The sequence below is a fragment of the Sediminicoccus sp. BL-A-41-H5 genome, from assembly GCF_050632405.1.
Taxonomy (GTDB): domain Bacteria; phylum Pseudomonadota; class Alphaproteobacteria; order Acetobacterales; family Acetobacteraceae; genus Roseococcus.
In genome coordinates this window covers 92532-109039 of the sequence record NZ_CP192601.1, presented here as the reverse complement: position 1 = coordinate 109039, position 16508 = coordinate 92532, and the positions used below count along the sequence as shown (strand labels likewise).

Sequence of the window (16508 nt, the reverse complement as noted above, 5' to 3'; positions counted from 1 at the left end):
ACCGGGCCGGTTTGCTCCCGGAATATGGCATCAATTCGTTAAGCCGTGCCGCGTTGCGCCGCGATCAGCACGGCGAGGCGGTCCATCAGGCCGCGCACCACCGGGCGGCCGGCGGCGAGGCGCCTGAGGTCGCGCCGTGCCAGCACCAGCGGCAGGGCGGCGGCCCGGGCCTCGCGGGGCAGGCCCGTGAGCGGGAGTGCGGCCGGCGCCTCGGCGGCGAGGCGGGCGATGACGGGGGCGGCCTGGGCCGGGTCCTCGATCACGGCCTCGGGCGCGATGAGGTCGGTGGGCAGCAGGCAGCGGCCCTGGGCGGCCAGCGCGGGGACGGCGCGCAGCAGCCCGGCCAGGCCGTAGAGCAGGCCCGCCTGCTGCAGGGCGGGCAGGAGCGCGGGCGGCGCGCCGAGCAGCCGGCCCGCGGCGACCGCGAATCCGCCCGCCGTGCCGCGCAGATAGGCGTGCAGCGCGGATGTGCTGGCGATGCCCTCCTCCTCCGCCTCCATCTCCCGCGCCTCGGCCATGGCGACCAGGCTTTCGGCATCGAGTTCGCCCGCCCGGATGCCGGCGTGCAGGGGTGCCGCCACCTCGTGCTGGCGGGCGGGCTTGCCGGCCGCCGCCTCCTCCACCGCCTCGCGCCACCAGGTGAGGCGGATGAGCGCGAGGATGGGGTTGGAGGCGACCTCGCGCGCGCGGGCCAGCTCGTGGTTGAAGGCGATGAGGGTGAACAGCGCCTCGCGCTTCGCGGGCGGCGCGAAGAGGGCGCAGAGGAAGCGGTCGGGGTCGTGGCGGCGGGCGATGGCCGCTGGCGGCGAGAGTTCGGGCACGGGGAAGCCATGGCCGCAACGCCGCCCGCGCGCAAGCATCCGCCGCTTCATGCTTCGGCAAGGAAGAGGCGCGATGCTGCCGGGAAAGGAGTTTTCGCGGCATGAAGATGTTCCATTCGATCCAGGCGCGCCTGATCCTGGCCTTCTCGGCGATCGCGGCCCTCGTCGCCGCGGGCATTACGGGCCTCGCCATGATGCAGATGTCCGAGCAGGCGGCACAGGCGCAGCAGGCCACCGTGGCGCGGGTCACGGCGGCCACCACGGCCAGCCTGAACACCGAGCTTCTGCGGCTGCAGAGCCTGGGCCTCAGCCTGGCGGCGGATGCGCGGCTCATCGAGGCGGTGCGCCGCACCGATCGCGCCGGCATGGGGGCCGTGCTGGACCCTGTCTATCGCAGCCTGCAGGCCGAGCGGCAGATCTCCACCTTCGGCGTGGCGACGCCGCCCGGGCTGCTGCACTACCGCGCCCATAGCGAGATGACGGCGCCCGAGGACATCGCGCAGCGGCGCGGCGACGTGATGGCGGCGCTGGCCGGCCGCATGGCGCAGGGCGTGATCGTGGCGGCGCAGGGGCTCGCCTTCGCCTCCACGGTGCCCGTGATGTCCGAGGGACGACCCATCGGCGCCATCTTCGGGCAATCCTTGGCGAGCGACGAGTTCCTCCAGCGCATCAAGGCCTCGGTGAATGCGGAGCTCCTCGTCCATATCGAGCGCGAGGGGCGGATGGCGCGGATCGGCGGCACGGTGCGCGAGGGGCAGCTGGCCCCCGACGTGCTGCGCCAGGGCCTGGCCGGGCCGACCCCGCCGGTGAGCCTGGCCGTGGGCGACCGGCAGCTCGCCGTCTTCGCCCTGCCCCTGCTGGACCATGCGGGCCGGCCCGTGGCGGTGGCCGAGCTGATCCTGGACACGACGGCCGCAGCGGCCGCCGCGCGGGCGGGCATGTGGGAGCTGCTCGGCGTTTCGGCCGTGGCGCTGCTCGCCGCGCTGCTGCTGGCGCTGCTGATCGCGCGCGGCATCGCGCGGCCCATCACCGCCATGACGGGGGCGATGGGCGAGCTGGCCCAGGGGCGGCTTGAGACCGAGGTCCCGGCCCAGGGCCGGCGCGACGAGATCGGCGCCATGTCGGCCGCGGTGCAGGTCTTCAAGGAGAACGCGCAGGCGGTGCGCCGGCTGGAGCAGGAGCAGGCGGCGCAGGCGGCCGCGGCCGAGGCCGAGAAGCGCGCGACCATGCACCGCATGGCCGAGGCCTTCGAGGCCAGCATCGGCGGCGTGGTGGACAATGTCGCCTCGGCCTCGGTGGAGATGGAGGCCTCGGCGCAGTCGCTGACGCGGATCGCCGAGCGCACCACGGGCCAGGCGGTGGCCGTGCGCGGCGCCACCGAGGAGGCGGCGGCCAATGTGCAGACCGTGGCCGCGGCGAGCGAGGAGCTGGCGGCGACGGTGGACGAGATCGCCCGCCAGGTCTCGGCCAGCAACGACATCGCGCGCCGCGCGGTGGAACAGGCCGAGGACACGAATGGCCGCGTGCAGGGGCTCAGCTCCGCCGCGCAGGAGATCGGCGAGGTGGTGCGGCTGATCAACGACATCGCGGCGCGCACCAACCTGCTCGCGCTCAACGCCACGATCGAGGCGGCGCGGGCGGGCGATGCGGGCAAGGGCTTCGCCGTGGTGGCGAGCGAGGTGAAGGCGCTCGCCTCGCAGACCGCCCGCGCGACGGAGGAGATCGGCGCCAAGGTGCAGGAGATGCAGGCGGCGACGGCGGCCTCGGTCAGCGCGATCCATGCCATCGGCCAGACGATCGGCGAGATGAACCACATCGCCTCCGGCATCGCCTCGGCGGTGGACCAGCAGGGGGCGGCCACGCGGGAGATCGCGCGCAGCGTGCAGAATGTGGCCGCCGGCACGCAGGATGTGGTGAGCAACATCGCCGGCGTGAACGAGGCGGCGGACGAGACGGGGGCGGCGGCCGGGCAGATGCTGGGGGCCGCGGGCGGCCTCTCGCGCGAGGCGGATCAGCTCAAGCGCGAGGTGACGGGCTTCGTGGCGCGCATCCGGGCGGCCTGAGCGGCGTTCGAGGATGGGAAAGCGGCGGCGCGGCGGTTGACGCTGCGCCCCGCGCTGCTTAGCTGCCAGCCACTGATTCCCACCCTCGGAGAAACGCCATGGCCTTCAGCCTTCCCCCCCTCCCCTACTCGACCTCCGCGCTCGCCGCCCAGGGCATGTGCCAGGAGACGCTGGAGCTGCACCACGGCAAGCACCACAACGCCTATGTGACGGCGCTGAACGGCCTGATCGAGAGCAAGGGCCTGGCCGGCAAGTCGCTGGAGACCATCGTGGCCGAGGCGGGCAAGGCCGGCGCCGATGGCCTGCCCGTGCTGAACCAGGCCGGCCAGCACTGGAACCACATCCTCTTCTGGCAGGTGATGTCCCCCAATGGCGGCGGCGACAAGCTGCCGGCCAAGCTCGCCGCCAAGATCGATTCCGACCTGGGTGGCCTCGCCGCCTTCAAGGAGGCCTTCAAGCAGGCCGGTGTGACGCAGTTCGGCTCGGGCTGGTGCTGGCTGGTCATCGGCACCGACGGCAAGCTGAAGGTGACGAAGACGCCGAACGGCTCCAACCCGGTCGCCACCGGCGAGGGCACGCCGATCCTGGGCTGCGACGTGTGGGAGCACGCCTATTACCTGGACTTCCGCAATGTCCGCCCGAACTACCTGGACAACTTCCTGAACAAGCTGGTGGACTGGTCCGTGGTGGAGAGCCTGATGGACAAGGGCGGGCTGGCGAGCGGCCAGAGCGCCTGATCCGGCCTCACGGCTGAACCGAAAGGGGGCGCGGTCCGCGAGGGCCGCGCCCCTTTCGCGTTTCAGGCCAGATCCAGCAGGGCGCGGGCGAATTCCCCGGGCGCTTCCTGGGGCGGGTTGTGGCCCACGCCGGGCAGGAGGCGGCGCTCGAAGCGGCCGGTGAAGCGGGGCGAGGCGTTCGGGCCGGGCGGGTTCACGCCATCCGTCAGGCCGTGCAGGTCGATCGCCGGGACGGTGATGGGGGGCTGCTGCGCGAGCCGCGTCTCGACATCTTCATGCGCCCGATCGCCGGCCACGAGGCCGAAGCGGTGGCGGTAGGAATGGAGCACCACCTCGACGAAATCCGGGTTGTCGAAATGGGCGGCGCTGGCAGCGTAGTCTTCCTCGGTAAAGCGCCAATCGGGGGACCAGAGCTGCCAGAGCAGGCGGCAGAGCTCCGTACGGTTGGCGGCCAGGCCGCGGGCGCCGCGCTCGCTGTGGAAATAATACTGGTACCAGTGGCGCATCTCGCGCTCGGGCGGCTGGGGCTCGTGGGCGCGGGCGATGTCTTGGATGTTGTAGCCGGTGCCGGTGACGAGGCCGGCGCAGCGCTCCGGCTGCAGGGCCGCCACCACGCAGGCGGCGCGGCCGCCCCAGTCATAGCCGGCCAGGATGGCGGAGGGGATGCCGAGCGCGTCCATCAGCGCCAGCAGGTCGGCTCCCAGCGCAGCCTGCGCGCCGGAGCGCGGCACGCCGGGCTTGAGGCGGGTCTGCCCATAGCCGCGCAGATGCGGGACCAGGACGCGATGGCCGGCGAGACGCGGCACCACCGCATCATAGCAGCGCGCCGCATAGGGAAAGCCGTGGAGGAGGATGATCGGCCGCGCATCGGCGGGCCCGTGTTCCTCCACGGCGATGTGAAGCTGCGGGGTTTCGACGATCCGCAGCCGCATCACGTCAGGACTTGGAGTCGTTGGCCGCTTCGGGGCGAATGACGCTGCCGATGGTGCCGCGCACGACGGTCACGCGCACATTCGGCGCGATCTCGACCTCGACCTCGTCCGACGTGTCCTTGACCGACTTGATCTCGCCCACGATGCCGCCCGCCGTGATCACGCGGTCGCCGCGCTTCAGGCTGCCCAGCATGGCGCGGTGCTCCTTCATCTTCTTCTGCTGCGGGCGGATCAGCAGGAAGTAGAAGACGACGAAGATGAGCAGCAGCGGCAGGAGCTGCATGACGATCGCGCCCGCGCCGGCGGCGTCCTGGGCATAGGCGGGGGAGATGAGCATCGGGCCTCGCAAGGTGAGAAGGATGCGGGGGGAGATGAACTGCCCGCAGGCTTGCGTCAACCGTGATCCGGCGCTTGAAGCGGCTCATGGACAATGAACTCCTCGCCCGCATCGCCGCCGCCCTGGAACGCCTGGCCCCGCCGCCGGCGCCGCCGCCCTCGCTCGAAGGTGCCGATGCCTTCGTCTGGCACCCCGCCCGCAACGCGCTCTCGCCCGTGCCCAAGGTGAGCCGGGTGGACATCATCCTGCTGCAGGGTGTCGCCCGGCAGAAGGAGATCATCCTGGAGAACACGCTGCGCTTCGCCCGCGGCCTGCCGGCCAACAACGCCATGCTCTGGGGCGCGCGCGGCATGGGGAAATCCAGCCTCGTGAAGGCGGCGCATGCCGAGGCGAACCGGCTGCATCCGGGTTCGCTGGCCCTCATCGAGATCCATCGCGAGGATATCCGCACCCTGCCCGACCTTCTGGGCCACCTGCGCGACCAGGAGCGCCGCGCCCTGGTCTTCTGCGACGACCTCTCCTTCGAGAAGGAGGATGCGGACTACAAGGCGCTGAAGAGCGTGCTGGATGGCGGCATCGAGGGGCGGCCCGCCAATGTGCTGTTCTACGCCACCTCCAACCGCCGCCACCTCATGTCCCGCGACATGATCGAGAATGAGCGCAGCACCGCCATCCATTCGGGCGAGGCGGTGGAGGAGAAGGTCTCGCTGAGTGACCGCTTCGGCCTCTGGATCGGCTTCCACAATTGCGACCAGGACACCTTCTTCGCGATGATCGACGGCTATGCCGGGGCGATGGGCCTGCCCATCGGGCAGGAGGAATTGCATGCGGCGGCCGTCGAATGGTCCGTCACGCGCGGCGGGCGCTCGGGGCGCGTGGCCTGGCAGTTCATCCAGGAGATGGCGGGGCGGCTGGGCGTGAAGGTGTGAGGTTCCTCGGCACGCTGGAGGAGCTGCACGCGCTCTATGGCGTGCCGGGCCCGGCCTCGACGCGGAAGGAGGCGCCGCGCGTCACGCCGGAATACCGCCGCATCATCGAGGCCGCGCCCTTCCTGGCGCTGGCGACCGCCGGGCCGGAGGGGCTGGATTGCTCGCCACGCGGCGATGCGCCGGGGCGGCTCGTCCGCATCCTGGACGAGGTGACGCTCGCCCTGCCCGACCGGCGCGGCAATGACCGCATTGACAGCCTGCGCAACATCCTCCGCGATCCGCGGGTGGCGCTGATGTTCCTGATCCCGGGCTCGGGCAATGCGCTCCGGGTGAACGGCTCGGCGCGGATCACGGCGGATCAGGCGCTCTGCGAGAGCTTCGTGATGGAGGGCAAGGCGCCGCGCAGCGTGGCCGTCATCACCATCGAGACGATCTATTTCCAATGCGCGCGCGCCCTGATCCGCAGCCGGCTCTGGGAGCCGCATGAAAAGCCCGACCTGCCCACGCCGGGCCAGATCCTGGCGGCGATGACGTCGGGCGAGGTGGGCGGGGCCAGCTACGACGCGGAATGGCCGGCGCGCGCGGCCAGGTCCATGTGGTGATCCAGCCCGCGACGCGGGACGCGAAGGGGCGCTTCCGCAACCCCGATGGGTCCCTGGCCGCGCAGCCGCTGCACCGCGTGGCGCGGATGATGTGGGAGGGCAAGGGCGCAGCCTGGCCGCTGGGCCTGCGCAACCCGCCCCAGCCGCCGCCGCCCGCGCGCGTGCCGCAGGGCCATGCCGCCTTCACCTTCATCGGCCATGCGAGCTTCCTGATCCGCCTCGCGGATGGGACGACCATCCTGACCGACCCGATCTTTTCCCAACGCGCCAGCCCCTTCACCTGGCTGGGGCCGAAGCGGGTGCGGCCCCCGGCCCTCGGCCTCGAGGAATTGCCGCGCATTGACGCGGTGCTGGTGAGCCATGGCCATTACGACCACATGGACCTGCCCAGCCTGCGCGCGCTGCATGCGCGCTGGCGGCCGGTGCTGCTGACCGGGCTGGGGCATGCGGAATTCCTGGCGCGGAACGGGGTGCCGGGCGCCATCGAGCTGAACTGGGGCGAGGCCGCCGCCCTGCCCGGCGGGCATCGCGCGACCTATGTGCCGATGCGGCACTTCTCCGCGCGCGGCATCCGCGACCGGGCCATGGCGCTTTGGGGCGGCTTCGCGGTCGAAGCGGCTTCCGGCGGGCGCTTCCTCTTCGTGGGCGACACGGCGGCGGGCGGGCATCTGGACGTGATCGGGCGCGCCTTCGGCGGCTTCGGCGCGGCGCTCATCCCGATCGGCGCCTATGCGCCCCTGTGGTTCATGCAGGCCGTGCACGTCACGCCGGAACAGGCGGTGGAGGCGCAGGCGCAACTGCGCGCGCGCACCGCCATCGCCATGCATTTCGGCACCTTCCAGCTGACGCGGGAGCCGATGGAGGAACCGGCGCGGCGGCTGCTCGCCGCGCGCGGCGCGCAGGATTTCCGGGTCCCCGCATTCGGCGAGAGCCTGATGCTGGAAATCCGGAGCATGACGCGTTGAGGCGGAATCGCCGAAACGCTGAATCATCCTCTCAGCAAAGGCTGGACCGCGCGGCGTGAGCGCATGTGAACCCGGCGTGGTCTAGGGGCAACTCGACAAGGGCCGGGCGATCGAGGCGCGGGCGCCGCCGGGCCCAAGGTGGCAGCCGCTGAACCAGGCGCCGCGATACCAGCGCTGCTCGGCCGCGATGAAATGGGCGCCCTGGCCATCGGCGCGGTCGTCGCGCCATTCGCCCTCATAGCGGTTGCCATGGGGCCAGGTGACGCTGGCCTGGCCATCCAGGCGGCCCTCGCGCATCTGGCCGCTGAAGCGGCTCACCACGGGGGGCGCGCCGCCATCCTGGCTGCGCCACTCGCCGCTGCCCTGGCCCTCAGCGGGGCCCCGCGGGCAGGCGCCGCTCCAGGTGACGGTCTCATTCGGCTGGGGGTTGCTGTTCCAGAGCCAGCAGCCCGTGCGGCGAACCACCACCCAGCCGGCGCGGAAGGGCTCGGCCAGGTTCTCGCGCAGCGGGGGCGCGGGGCGGTTCTGCGCCGGCGGCGAGCAGGAGCGGGAGGAGGAGCACCTGGCGCGTGGTGACGCGGGAATGGAACACCGGCGGGCGCAGGCGATCCAGCGGGACAGCGGGACAGCGGGGGATTTGGCGCGACAGGTGGGATTTCCTTGAATTTTCCCGTGAATAGGATTAATGTCTTCATTCCGGAGGCCCCGATGAAACAGCGCATCCCCTTCACCGCCCTCACCGACCGCCAATGGGATGCGCTCCGCCCCTATGTGCTGGCGCAGAAGACCAACCCCTCCGGCCGCAAGGTCACGGACCTGCGCGAGCGGATGAACGCCATCCTTTTCCTGCTCTCCACCGACGCGCCTTGGCGGGAATTGCCCGAACGCTACGGCCCGCCCGGCACCGTCTCGCGCCATTTCCGGCGGCTGTGCCATGGCGGGTTCTGGGAGCATCTGCTGGAGGCGCTGCATGACCTGGGCCCCCGCCATCCCCTCCAGCAACTGCGGCGCGTGATCTTCCGGGGGGCCAGACGGGCCGCGAAACTCGTCGGACTCGGCATCATTGTGCTGGCGCGACGATTGCAGCTTCTCGAAGCCCTGCCTGGGCCGCCCTGGCTGCTGCCCGACCCGGATTTGTCCAAAACCCTGGTGGGCATCTTCCAACGCGAATTCGAAGATCCGGACCCCAACCGTTTCCGCCGCTGGTGGCGCCGGATGGGCCGCACCTACACCAGGCTCTTCGCCAATGCGGGCGGCCGGCGCAGCATCCCACGCTCCGTCAGGCTGGCCATGCCGTGAGGCGCCCCTCAGGGCAGCAGCGCCTCCGCCTCGGCCCAGAGCCGGCGCGTGAGCTCGGCCGCCGGTTCGGCGCGGGCCATGGCCGCCCCCTGCCCCGCCCAGGCCTGCATGCGCGAGAGGTCATTGGCGCGGCCCGCCTCGGCGCGCATCGGCGTGGTCAGGACGCGTTGCAGCGGATAGGGCGCGGGAGGGACGGCCTCGAAGGCGCGCGTCGCGTCATTGGCGATGCCGCGCGCCAGCCTTCCCGAGAAGGCGCGGGTCAGCACCGTATCCTCCGGCGCGGCCTGGGCCAGGCCGTCGGCCCAGGCCGGCGCGAGGCCCGTCTCGGGGCAGCGGAGATAGGCGGTGCCGAGCTGCACCGCGCTCGCCCCCAGCGTGAGTGCGGCCGCGATGCCCCGCCCATCCATGATGCCGCCCGCCGCGATCACGGGGACGGAGAGCGCATCCGCGAAGCGCGGGATCAGCGCGAAAAGGCCGATGAGCTGCGCCTCCGCGGCCTCGGGCGTGAAGGAGCCGCGATGGCCGCCGGCTTCCGCCCCCTGGGCGATCACGGCATCCGCCCCCGCGGCCTCGGCCGCGCGGGCCTCGGCCAGCGTGGTGGCGTTGCAGATCCAGAGGATGCCGCGCGCCTTCAGCTCGGCGATGAATTCCGGCTCCCAGAGGCCCATGATGGTGGAGACGACGGGCGGCCGCGCCTCCAGCACCGCCGCGCATTGCGCGGCGAAGTCCGGCAGGAACGGGCCTTCGCCCAGCGGCGGCGGCTCGGGGCCGAGCCTGGCCAGTGCCGCGCGCGCCGCCTCCTCCCGCGCCGCGTCGCGCAGCGGCGACGGGTCGGGCGCCCACAGATTGATCTGGAAGGCGCCGTTGCTCCCGGCGCGGAAGCCCTGCGCCCAGCCGGCGATCTCGGCCGGGCTCATCTGCAGCGCGCCCAGGCCCGCCATGCCGCCGCCATTGGCGACGGCCACGCCCAGCGCCACCGGCGAGGCGCTGGCCATGGGGGCCTGGAGGATGGGGACGCGCAGGCCGAAGCGGGCGCAGAAATCCATGGCGCGAGCGCGGGCGGCGCGGGTGCGGGCATTGCTCATGCGGGGAGGCTCGCCCGCCCGCGTGATTGTGTCCATCCGGGCGCGGCGGTAGCAATCGGCCCATGAGCACCCGCAAGGCACCCCGCATGAGCCCCGACAGCACCGTGTTACCGCCCCGCAAGAAGCTCTTCGGCACGGATGGCATTCGCGGCACCGCCAACAAGGCGCCGATGGATGCGGGCACCGCGCTGCGCCTGGGCCAGGCGGCGGGCAAGTATTTCAACCGGGGCACGCATCGCCACCGCGTGGTGATCGGCAAGGATACGCGCCTCTCGGGCTATATGCTGGAGCCCGCATTGACCGCGGGCTTCGTCTCGGCCGGCATTGACGTGGTGCTGGTGGGGCCGCTGCCCACGCCCGCCATCGCCATGATGACGCGCTCGCTGCGCGCCGATCTCGGCGTGATGATCAGCGCCTCCCACAACCCGCATGAGGATAATGGCATCAAGCTCTTCGGCCCCGATGGCCTCAAGCTCTCCGACGAGCAGGAGGCGGATATCGAGGCGCTGATGGCGGGCGATCTCAGCTCCGCCCTCGTCTTGCCGGCCAAGCTCGGCCGCGCCTCGCGGCTGGATGACGCGCCGGGCCGCTACATCGAGGCGGCGAAGCAGAGCTTCCCGCGCGGGCTGACGCTGGAGGGGCTGCGCCTCGTGGTCGATTGCGCGCATGGCGCGGCCTACAAGGTCGCCCCCACCGTGCTGTGGGAGCTGGGCGCCGAGGTCGTCAGCGTGGGCGTCGCGCCCGATGGCTTCAACATCAACCGCGGCGTGGGCTCGACGGCGCCGCAGCAGCTCGCCGATCTGGTGCGCGAGCGGCGCGCCGATCTCGGCATCGCCCTCGACGGCGATGCCGACCGCGTGGTGCTGGTGGATGAGCTGGGCACGGTGATCGACGGCGACCAGATCCTCGCCGTCATCGCCGATTCCTGGGCGCGCGAAGGCAAGCTCAAGGGGGGCGGTCTGGTCGCCACCGTGATGAGCAATATGGGCCTCGAGCGCTTCCTCGCCTCGCGCGGGCTCGCCCTGCACCGCACCGCGGTGGGCGACCGCTATGTGGGCGAGCGCATGCGCGAGCTCGGCTGCAACCTGGGCGGCGAGCAGTCGGGCCACATGATCATCAGCGATTTCGGCACGACGGGGGATGGGCTGGTCGCGGCACTCCAGGTGCTGGCCGTGCTGGTGGAGGAGAAGCAGCCGGCGAGCCAGGTGTGCCGCCGCTTCACGACGCTGCCGCAGAAGCTGGTGAACATCCGCTTCTCCGGCACCACGCCGCTGAAGGACCAGGCGGTGCAGGAGGCGATCGCGGCCGAGGAGGCGCGGCTGGGGTCGCGCGGCCGCGTGCTGATCCGCGCGAGCGGGACCGAGCCCGTGATCCGCGTGATGGTGGAGGCGGAGGAGGAGGAATTGCTCAACCAGTCGCTCGACGCGCTCTGCGGCGTCATCCGCGCGAAGCTCGGCACGTGAAGGGCCGCGTCCTGATCTGCGCCGGCTCGGATTCCGGGGGTGGCGCTGGCATCCAGGCCGACATCAAGGCGGTGACGGCGCTGGGCGCCTTCGCGATGACGGCGATCACGGCGCTCACCGCGCAGAACACGCTGGGCGTGCAGGGCGTGATGGGCGTGGAGCCGGATTTCATCCGCCGGCAGATGCGCTGCGTGCTGGAGGATCTGGGCGCCGATGCGCTGAAGACCGGCATGCTGCATGACGTGGCGACCATCGAGGCGGTGTGCGACGAGATCGCCGAGAGCGCGCCCGGCCTGCCCCTGGTGGCGGACCCCGTGATGGTGGCGACCAGCGGCAGCCGGCTGCTGGCGGATGACGCGATGGAGACGCTGCGCGCGCGGCTGCTGCCCATCGCCACCGTCATCACGCCCAATATCCCGGAAGCGGAGGCGCTGACCGGGCTTTCCATCGAGGATGAGGCGGGCATGCGCGCGGCGGCCGAGGCGCTGATGGCCCAGGGCGCGCGGGCCGTGCTGCTGAAGGGCGGGCACCTCACGGGCCCGGCGCTGGTGGACCTGCTGGTGACGCCCCAGGGCGTGGATCGCTACGAGGATCGGCGCATCGAGACGCGGCACACCCATGGCACGGGCTGCACGCTCGCTTCGGCCGTGGCGGCCGGCCTCGCGCAGGGAATGGCGCTGGAGCCCGCGGTGCGGCGCGCGCGGGCCTATGTGCGGGCCGCCATCCTCCATGCCCCGGGCTATGGGGCGGGGCATGGGCCGCTGGATCACGCGGTGACGATGGACCCCGCCCGCCTTGGCTGACGCGGCGGCGCGACGCGCGGATCTCGCCGGGATCCGCAGCCTGGCCCACCTGCCGCTGCCGCTGCTGGCGGTGCCGCTGGGGCTCGGCGGGCTCGGCCTCGCCTGGCGGCAGGCGGGCGTCGCCTGGCTGGGCGAGCCGCTGATGGCGCTGACGGCGCTGGCCTGGTTGCTGATCCTGGCGCTGCATGCCGGCCGCGCCTGGCGGCACCCGGAGGCCGCGCTGGCCGATTGGCGCAACCCGATGCGCTGCGGCTTCGTGGGCGCGGCTTCGATCGGGATGATGCTGACGGCCGCCGCCCTGCTGCCGCATGCGCCGGAGGCGGCGCGCGCGCTGCTGATCCCGGCCGTGCTGCTGCACCTGGCCATCGGCCTCTCCCTGCTGGCGCGCGTGCTGCGCGGCGAAGGCGGTGCGGCGATGCTCGTGCCGCCGCTGATGATCCCGCTGGTGGGCAATGTGCTGGCGCCGCTGTTTCTCGTGCCGCTGGGTTTGCCCATGCTGGGCTGGATGCTCTTCGGGGTGGGCATGCTGCTCTGGCTGGGCCTGCAGCCCTTGCTGCTCGGGCGCCTGTTCGAAGCGGCACTGCCGCCGCCGCTGCGCCCCTCGCTCGCCATCCTGCTCGCACCCAGTGCGGTGGGCGCGCTGGCGGTGGATGCGCTGGGCGGGCCGCTGCCGGCCTTCCTGGCCCTCTACGGCCTCGCCGCCTTCACCTTCGCGCTGCTGCTGATGGTGCTGCGCCACATGCTCGGTGCGGGCTTCACGCTGGGCTATTGGGGCTTCACCTTCCCGCTTGCCGCCTTCACCACGGCCACGATGAAGATCGCGCCGGGGCTGATCGGCTGGGGCATGCTGGGCCTTGCCACCCTGGCGATCGGCGCGATCGCGCTCGCGACGCTGCGGCTCGCGCTGAATGGCGCGCTGCTGCGGCCACATTGAGAAGGAGAGAGCGATGACCCGCATCCTGCGCGCGATGCCGAGAATGGCGACCCCCGAGAGCATCGCGCCCTATGGGACGCTGATCGAGCCCACCGAGGATGGCCATCCCTTCGGCGCGGCCGATGCGGAACTGGACCTCGGCCAGGGCACGCCGCGCCTCTACATCATGCGGCTGCGCCAGCGCCCGCTGCTGATCCGCGGCATCACGCGGCATGCGCGCGTCACGCAATGCCTCGCCAGCATGAAGGGCGAGGAATGGTTCATCGGCCTCGCGGAGCCCGGCGATGCGCCGATGCCGGAGGAGATCCGGGTGTTCCGCATGGGGGGCGATGTGGCGCTCGCGCTGCATGCCGGCACCTGGCATGCCGGCCCCTTCTTCACCGCGCCTGCCGTGGATTTCCTCAACCTCGAACTCACCGACACGAACGAGACGGATCACGAGACGACGCGGCTCGACCAGCTGCATGACAGCGTGATCGAGATCCTCGCGTGACGCGCGCCCGGGGCTGCGGCCCCGGGGTTTTCTCACCTGCGTATTGTCCGAAGTTGCGCCTGCGCGCCACTTCCGCTTCTCTATCGCAAGCTGTTGATTTCAAACGTTTTTGTGAAGACATCTACAGCTTTACCGATGAAGAGGTGAAGAGTGGTGCAGATGTTGGTGGTGTTCCTCCTGCTCCTGCTGCCGGGCGCGGCATGGGCGGTCGAGGCGGAGATCGAGGATGTGGTGGTGAACTCCGCGCGGCACGTCACCGCGCGCGAAAGCATCCCGGCCAGCACCGGCGCCAGCACGACGACGATGGACCGCGAGACGATCGAGCGCATGCCCCAGGGCAATGCGGCCTCGCTCAACCAGATCCTGCTCCAGGCGCCGGGCGTGGTGCAGGAGGCGCAGGGCGACCTGCATGTGCGCGGCGACCATCGCAACCTGCAATACCGCATCAATGGCGTGACCCTGCCGGAAGCCATCAGCGGCTTCGGCCAGATGTTCGATGCAAGGGCGCTGCGCTCCGTCTCGCTGCTGACGGGCGCCTTGCCGGCGCAGTTCGGCTATCGCACGGCGGGCATCGTGGAGCTGACCTTGCGTTCGGGCATCACCGATCCGGGCGGGAGCATCGGCGCCTATGGCGGCAGCTTCGGCACCTTCCAGCCGGCGATGGCCTATGGCTCTTCCATCGGAGCCTTCGAGTATTTCCTCACCGGCAACTATCTCCAGAGCCAGCGCGGCTTCGAGAACCCGACGGCGGCGCGCGATTCCATCAACAACGACACGCAGCAGATCCGCGGCCTGGCGAATTTCGGCTACCAGCTCGACGATTTCACGCGGATCAGCCTGATCGGCGCCACCAACCAGTCGCGCTACCAGATCCCGGCCGTGCCGGGGCAGGTGCCGCAGTTCAGCGCCTTCGGGCAGGAGCTGTACGACAGCGCGGCGCTGCGCGCGCGGCAATGGCAGCGCTCGAGCTTCGGCGTGCTGGCGGTGCAGCACAGCCGCGACAGCTGGGACCTCCAGGTGGCGGGCTTCCTCCGGCAGACCTCCCTCAACTACCTGCCGGACGTGCTGGGCGAGATGATCTTCAACGGCGCGGCGGCCGAGACGCGCAAGCGCAACACCTCGATGGGCCTGCAGGTGGATGGCGTCTGGCGCGTGGCGGCCGACCACACGATCCGCATGGGGCTCTATGCCTCGCGCGATGTGACGCAGAATGTGAGCAACTCGACCGTGCTGCCGCTCAGCGCGGATGGCGCGGCGCTGGATCAGCCCTTCACCATCCAGGAGCGCGGGCGGATCCATGGCCAGCTCTACGGCATCTACGCGCAGGACGAGTGGCGCATCGCCGAGGGGCTCACCTTCAACTACGGCGCGCGCTTCGACGTGATGCGCCAGCAGGTGGAGGCGAGCCAGCTCAGCCCGCGGGCCAACCTGGTCTGGCGCGCGAGCGAGGCGACGACGCTCTCGCTCGGCTATGCGCGCTACTTCACGCCGCCGCCCTCGGAGCTGCTGACCGCGCCCGCGCTCTCGCTCTACGCCAACACCACGCTGGCGCCCGAGGTGCCGATCGCCAGCGCGCCGCGGCCGGAGCGCGCCAACTCCTACAACATCGCGATCCGCCAGCGGCTCGCGCCCAACTGGCAGGTAGGGGCGGATGCCTTCTACCGCGACGTGCAGGACATGCAGGATCTCGGTCAGTTCGGCAGCGCCTACATCTTCTCGCCCTACAATTACCGCCAGGGCCGGGTCTATGGCGTGGAGCTGACGACGAGCTACCGCGATGGGCCGTGGCTGGCTTACGCAAACCTGACGCTCTCGCGCTCGGTGGGGCGCGGCCTCGTCTCCAACCAGTATTTCTGGAGTGCGGCGGAGCTCGCGCAGGTGGAGAGCAAGTTCGTGCGGACGGATCACGACCAGCTCGTCACCGGGTCGGCGGGGCTGAGCTGGCGCGGTTGGGAGGGGGGCACGCTCTCGGGCACGCTGGTCTATGGCAGCGGCATGCGGCGCGGCTTCGCCAACAGCCAGTCGGTGACGCCCTATGCGACCATCAACCTCGGCCTCGCGCAGCAATTCACGACGCCGGAGGGCGGCGTGTGGACCGCGCGGGTGGATCTGGTGAACCTGGCCGACCGCTCCTACCAGCTCAGGGACGGCACGGGGATCGGCGTGGGCGCGCCGCAATATGGCATGCGGCGGGCGATCTTCGCGGGGCTGAGCCGGGCGCTTTAGCGGGGCGTAATGGTGAGGTTGAAGCTCTCGGACGGCGCGGGGTCGGCGGGCGGGGCGCCCGGATCATCCAGCGTGGAGAGCCCCTCGCCCTCCGCATTGCTGCGGCCGAGCTGCGCGTCGCGCCGCTGGCGCACCACACTGCGCAGGCGGGCATAGTAGTCGAGGCTCTCGGAGCGCAGCGCGTCCAGCGTCTCGATATTCTCGGCGCGCAGGTCGAGGCCGCCCAGCGCGCCGCGCCCCACGCCCAGCATCTGCGAGAGCATGGCCGAGGTGGTGGCGCCGGTGACCAGGCCGACCGGGCTCGCCAGCGCGTCCACGCCATCGCCCACCGCGTCGCGCACCGTGGTGGGGCCGAAGACGGGCAGCATGAGGAAGGGCCCGTCGGGCACGCCCCAGGCGTGCAGGGTCTGGCCGAAATCGCCCGTGCGGCGCTCGATGCCCGAGGCGGTCGCGACATCGAAGAGGCCGAGGCCGCCCGCCGTCGAGTTGATGTAGAAGCGCATCAGCGTGTGGCCCGCATCCATCATCCGGCCCTGCAGCAGGTTGTTGGCGAGGATGACCGGCTCGTTCAGGTTGCGCAGGAAATTGCGCAGCGCGGTCCGCATGGGGGCGGGCACCGTGTCGCGATAGGCCTCGGCCGCCGGGCGGATGATGTTCTCATCCAGCGAGGTGTTGAATTCGAGCACGGCGCGGTTCGACGCCTCGAAGGGGTCGGAAGGGTCGCTGCCGGGGGGGCCTTGGGTGGCGCAGCCGGCCAGCAGTCCGGCCAGGAGAGCCATGGGGAGAATGGACTTCACGCCCCTACTCTACCCGCCCTGG

General features: G+C 71.4%; 17 protein-coding genes. 11 read left to right on the top strand and 6 right to left on the bottom strand.

What is annotated here, in order from left to right; all coding sequences use genetic code 11:
- Window positions 1–38: 38 nt before the first annotated feature.
- Window positions 39–860, bottom strand: coding sequence for a squalene/phytoene synthase family protein (locus tag ACQ860_RS00545; protein WP_431301455.1), 822 nt, complete (start codon window positions 858–860; stop codon window positions 39–41).
- Window positions 861–922: 62 nt separating this feature from the next.
- On the opposite strand from ACQ860_RS00545, the gene ACQ860_RS00540 reads away from it, so the two are divergent.
- Both ACQ860_RS00540 and ACQ860_RS00535 read left to right on the top strand, forming a co-directional pair.
- Window positions 923–2884: a methyl-accepting chemotaxis protein gene (locus ACQ860_RS00540; RefSeq protein WP_431301454.1), complete on the top strand. Its 1962-nt coding sequence runs from the start codon at window positions 923–925 to the stop codon at window positions 2882–2884.
- A 98-nt stretch (window positions 2885–2982) separates the two neighbouring features.
- Window positions 2983–3621 carry a superoxide dismutase gene (locus ACQ860_RS00535; RefSeq protein WP_431301453.1) on the top strand — a complete coding sequence of 213 codons (639 nt, stop codon included), beginning with the start codon at window positions 2983–2985 and terminating at the stop codon, window positions 3619–3621.
- A 62-nt stretch (window positions 3622–3683) separates the two neighbouring features.
- On the opposite strand, the gene ACQ860_RS00530 is transcribed toward ACQ860_RS00535, so the two are convergent.
- Together ACQ860_RS00530 and yajC are read right to left on the bottom strand one after the other, a co-directional pair.
- Window positions 3684–4553, bottom strand: a complete 870-nt coding sequence (locus ACQ860_RS00530) for an alpha/beta fold hydrolase (protein ID WP_431301452.1) — start codon at window positions 4551–4553, stop codon at window positions 3684–3686.
- 4 nt (window positions 4554–4557) lie between these two features.
- Window positions 4558–4890 carry a preprotein translocase subunit YajC gene (yajC, locus tag ACQ860_RS00525; protein ID WP_431301451.1) on the bottom strand — a complete coding sequence of 111 codons (333 nt, stop codon included), beginning with the start codon at window positions 4888–4890 and terminating at the stop codon, window positions 4558–4560.
- 86 nt (window positions 4891–4976) lie between these two features.
- Between yajC and ACQ860_RS00520 the strand changes: the two genes are divergently transcribed.
- From ACQ860_RS00520 to ACQ860_RS00510, 3 genes are read left to right on the top strand one after another with little or no spacing between them, the layout of a single operon-like run.
- Window positions 4977–5819, top strand: coding sequence for an ATP-binding protein (locus ACQ860_RS00520; protein ID WP_431301450.1), 843 nt, complete (start codon window positions 4977–4979; stop codon window positions 5817–5819).
- Window positions 5816–6421 (top strand): pyridoxamine 5'-phosphate oxidase family protein, encoded by a 606-nt coding sequence (locus ACQ860_RS00515; RefSeq protein WP_431301449.1) that lies wholly within the window; start codon window positions 5816–5818, stop codon window positions 6419–6421. Before ACQ860_RS00520 ends, ACQ860_RS00515 begins: the two co-directional genes overlap by 4 nt.
- Window positions 6388–7386, top strand: coding sequence for an MBL fold metallo-hydrolase (locus ACQ860_RS00510; protein WP_431301448.1), 999 nt, complete (start codon window positions 6388–6390; stop codon window positions 7384–7386). Before ACQ860_RS00515 ends, ACQ860_RS00510 begins: the two co-directional genes overlap by 34 nt.
- A gap of 81 nt (window positions 7387–7467) precedes the next feature.
- Here the strand turns inward: ACQ860_RS00510 and ACQ860_RS00505 are convergent, their stop codons facing one another.
- Complete coding sequence (locus ACQ860_RS00505; protein ID WP_431301447.1) at window positions 7468–7851, bottom strand: hypothetical protein; 384 nt, start codon at window positions 7849–7851, stop codon at window positions 7468–7470.
- Between the two features lie 243 nt (window positions 7852–8094).
- On the opposite strand from ACQ860_RS00505, the gene ACQ860_RS00500 reads away from it, so the two are divergent.
- Window positions 8095–8685 (top strand): transposase, encoded by a 591-nt coding sequence (locus tag ACQ860_RS00500; RefSeq protein WP_431301446.1) that lies wholly within the window; start codon window positions 8095–8097, stop codon window positions 8683–8685.
- Window positions 8686–8693: 8 nt separating this feature from the next.
- Here the strand turns inward: ACQ860_RS00500 and ACQ860_RS00495 are convergent, their stop codons facing one another.
- Complete coding sequence (locus ACQ860_RS00495) at window positions 8694–9770, bottom strand: NAD(P)H-dependent flavin oxidoreductase (RefSeq protein WP_431301445.1); 1077 nt, start codon at window positions 9768–9770, stop codon at window positions 8694–8696.
- Between the two features lie 62 nt (window positions 9771–9832).
- Here ACQ860_RS00495 and glmM point away from each other — a divergent pair, with 62 nt between their 5' ends.
- From glmM to ACQ860_RS00470, 5 genes are all read left to right on the top strand, one after another.
- Window positions 9833–11233 (top strand): phosphoglucosamine mutase, encoded by a 1401-nt coding sequence (gene glmM, locus ACQ860_RS00490; RefSeq protein WP_431301444.1) that lies wholly within the window; start codon window positions 9833–9835, stop codon window positions 11231–11233.
- The gene (gene thiD / locus ACQ860_RS00485) at window positions 11230–12036 is read left to right on the top strand and encodes a bifunctional hydroxymethylpyrimidine kinase/phosphomethylpyrimidine kinase (RefSeq protein ID WP_431301443.1); all 807 of its coding nucleotides are present in this window, start codon (window positions 11230–11232) and stop codon (window positions 12034–12036) included. The genes glmM and thiD overlap by 4 nt, the downstream gene beginning before the upstream one ends.
- On the top strand, window positions 12029–12970 hold the full coding sequence (locus tag ACQ860_RS00480) for a hypothetical protein (RefSeq protein ID WP_431301442.1): 942 nt from the start codon (window positions 12029–12031) through the stop codon (window positions 12968–12970). Before thiD ends, ACQ860_RS00480 begins: the two co-directional genes overlap by 8 nt.
- A 13-nt stretch (window positions 12971–12983) precedes the next feature.
- Complete coding sequence (locus ACQ860_RS00475; protein WP_431301441.1) at window positions 12984–13463, top strand: ureidoglycolate lyase; 480 nt, start codon at window positions 12984–12986, stop codon at window positions 13461–13463.
- A 168-nt stretch (window positions 13464–13631) separates the two neighbouring features.
- On the top strand, window positions 13632–15689 hold the full coding sequence (locus ACQ860_RS00470; RefSeq protein WP_431301440.1) for a TonB-dependent receptor: 2058 nt from the start codon (window positions 13632–13634) through the stop codon (window positions 15687–15689).
- On the opposite strand, the gene ACQ860_RS00465 is transcribed toward ACQ860_RS00470, so the two are convergent.
- On the bottom strand, window positions 15686–16486 hold the full coding sequence (locus ACQ860_RS00465; RefSeq protein ID WP_431301439.1) for an MlaA family lipoprotein: 801 nt from the start codon (window positions 16484–16486) through the stop codon (window positions 15686–15688). The genes ACQ860_RS00470 and ACQ860_RS00465 overlap by 4 nt on opposite strands.
- Between the last annotated feature and the right edge of the window lie 22 nt (window positions 16487–16508).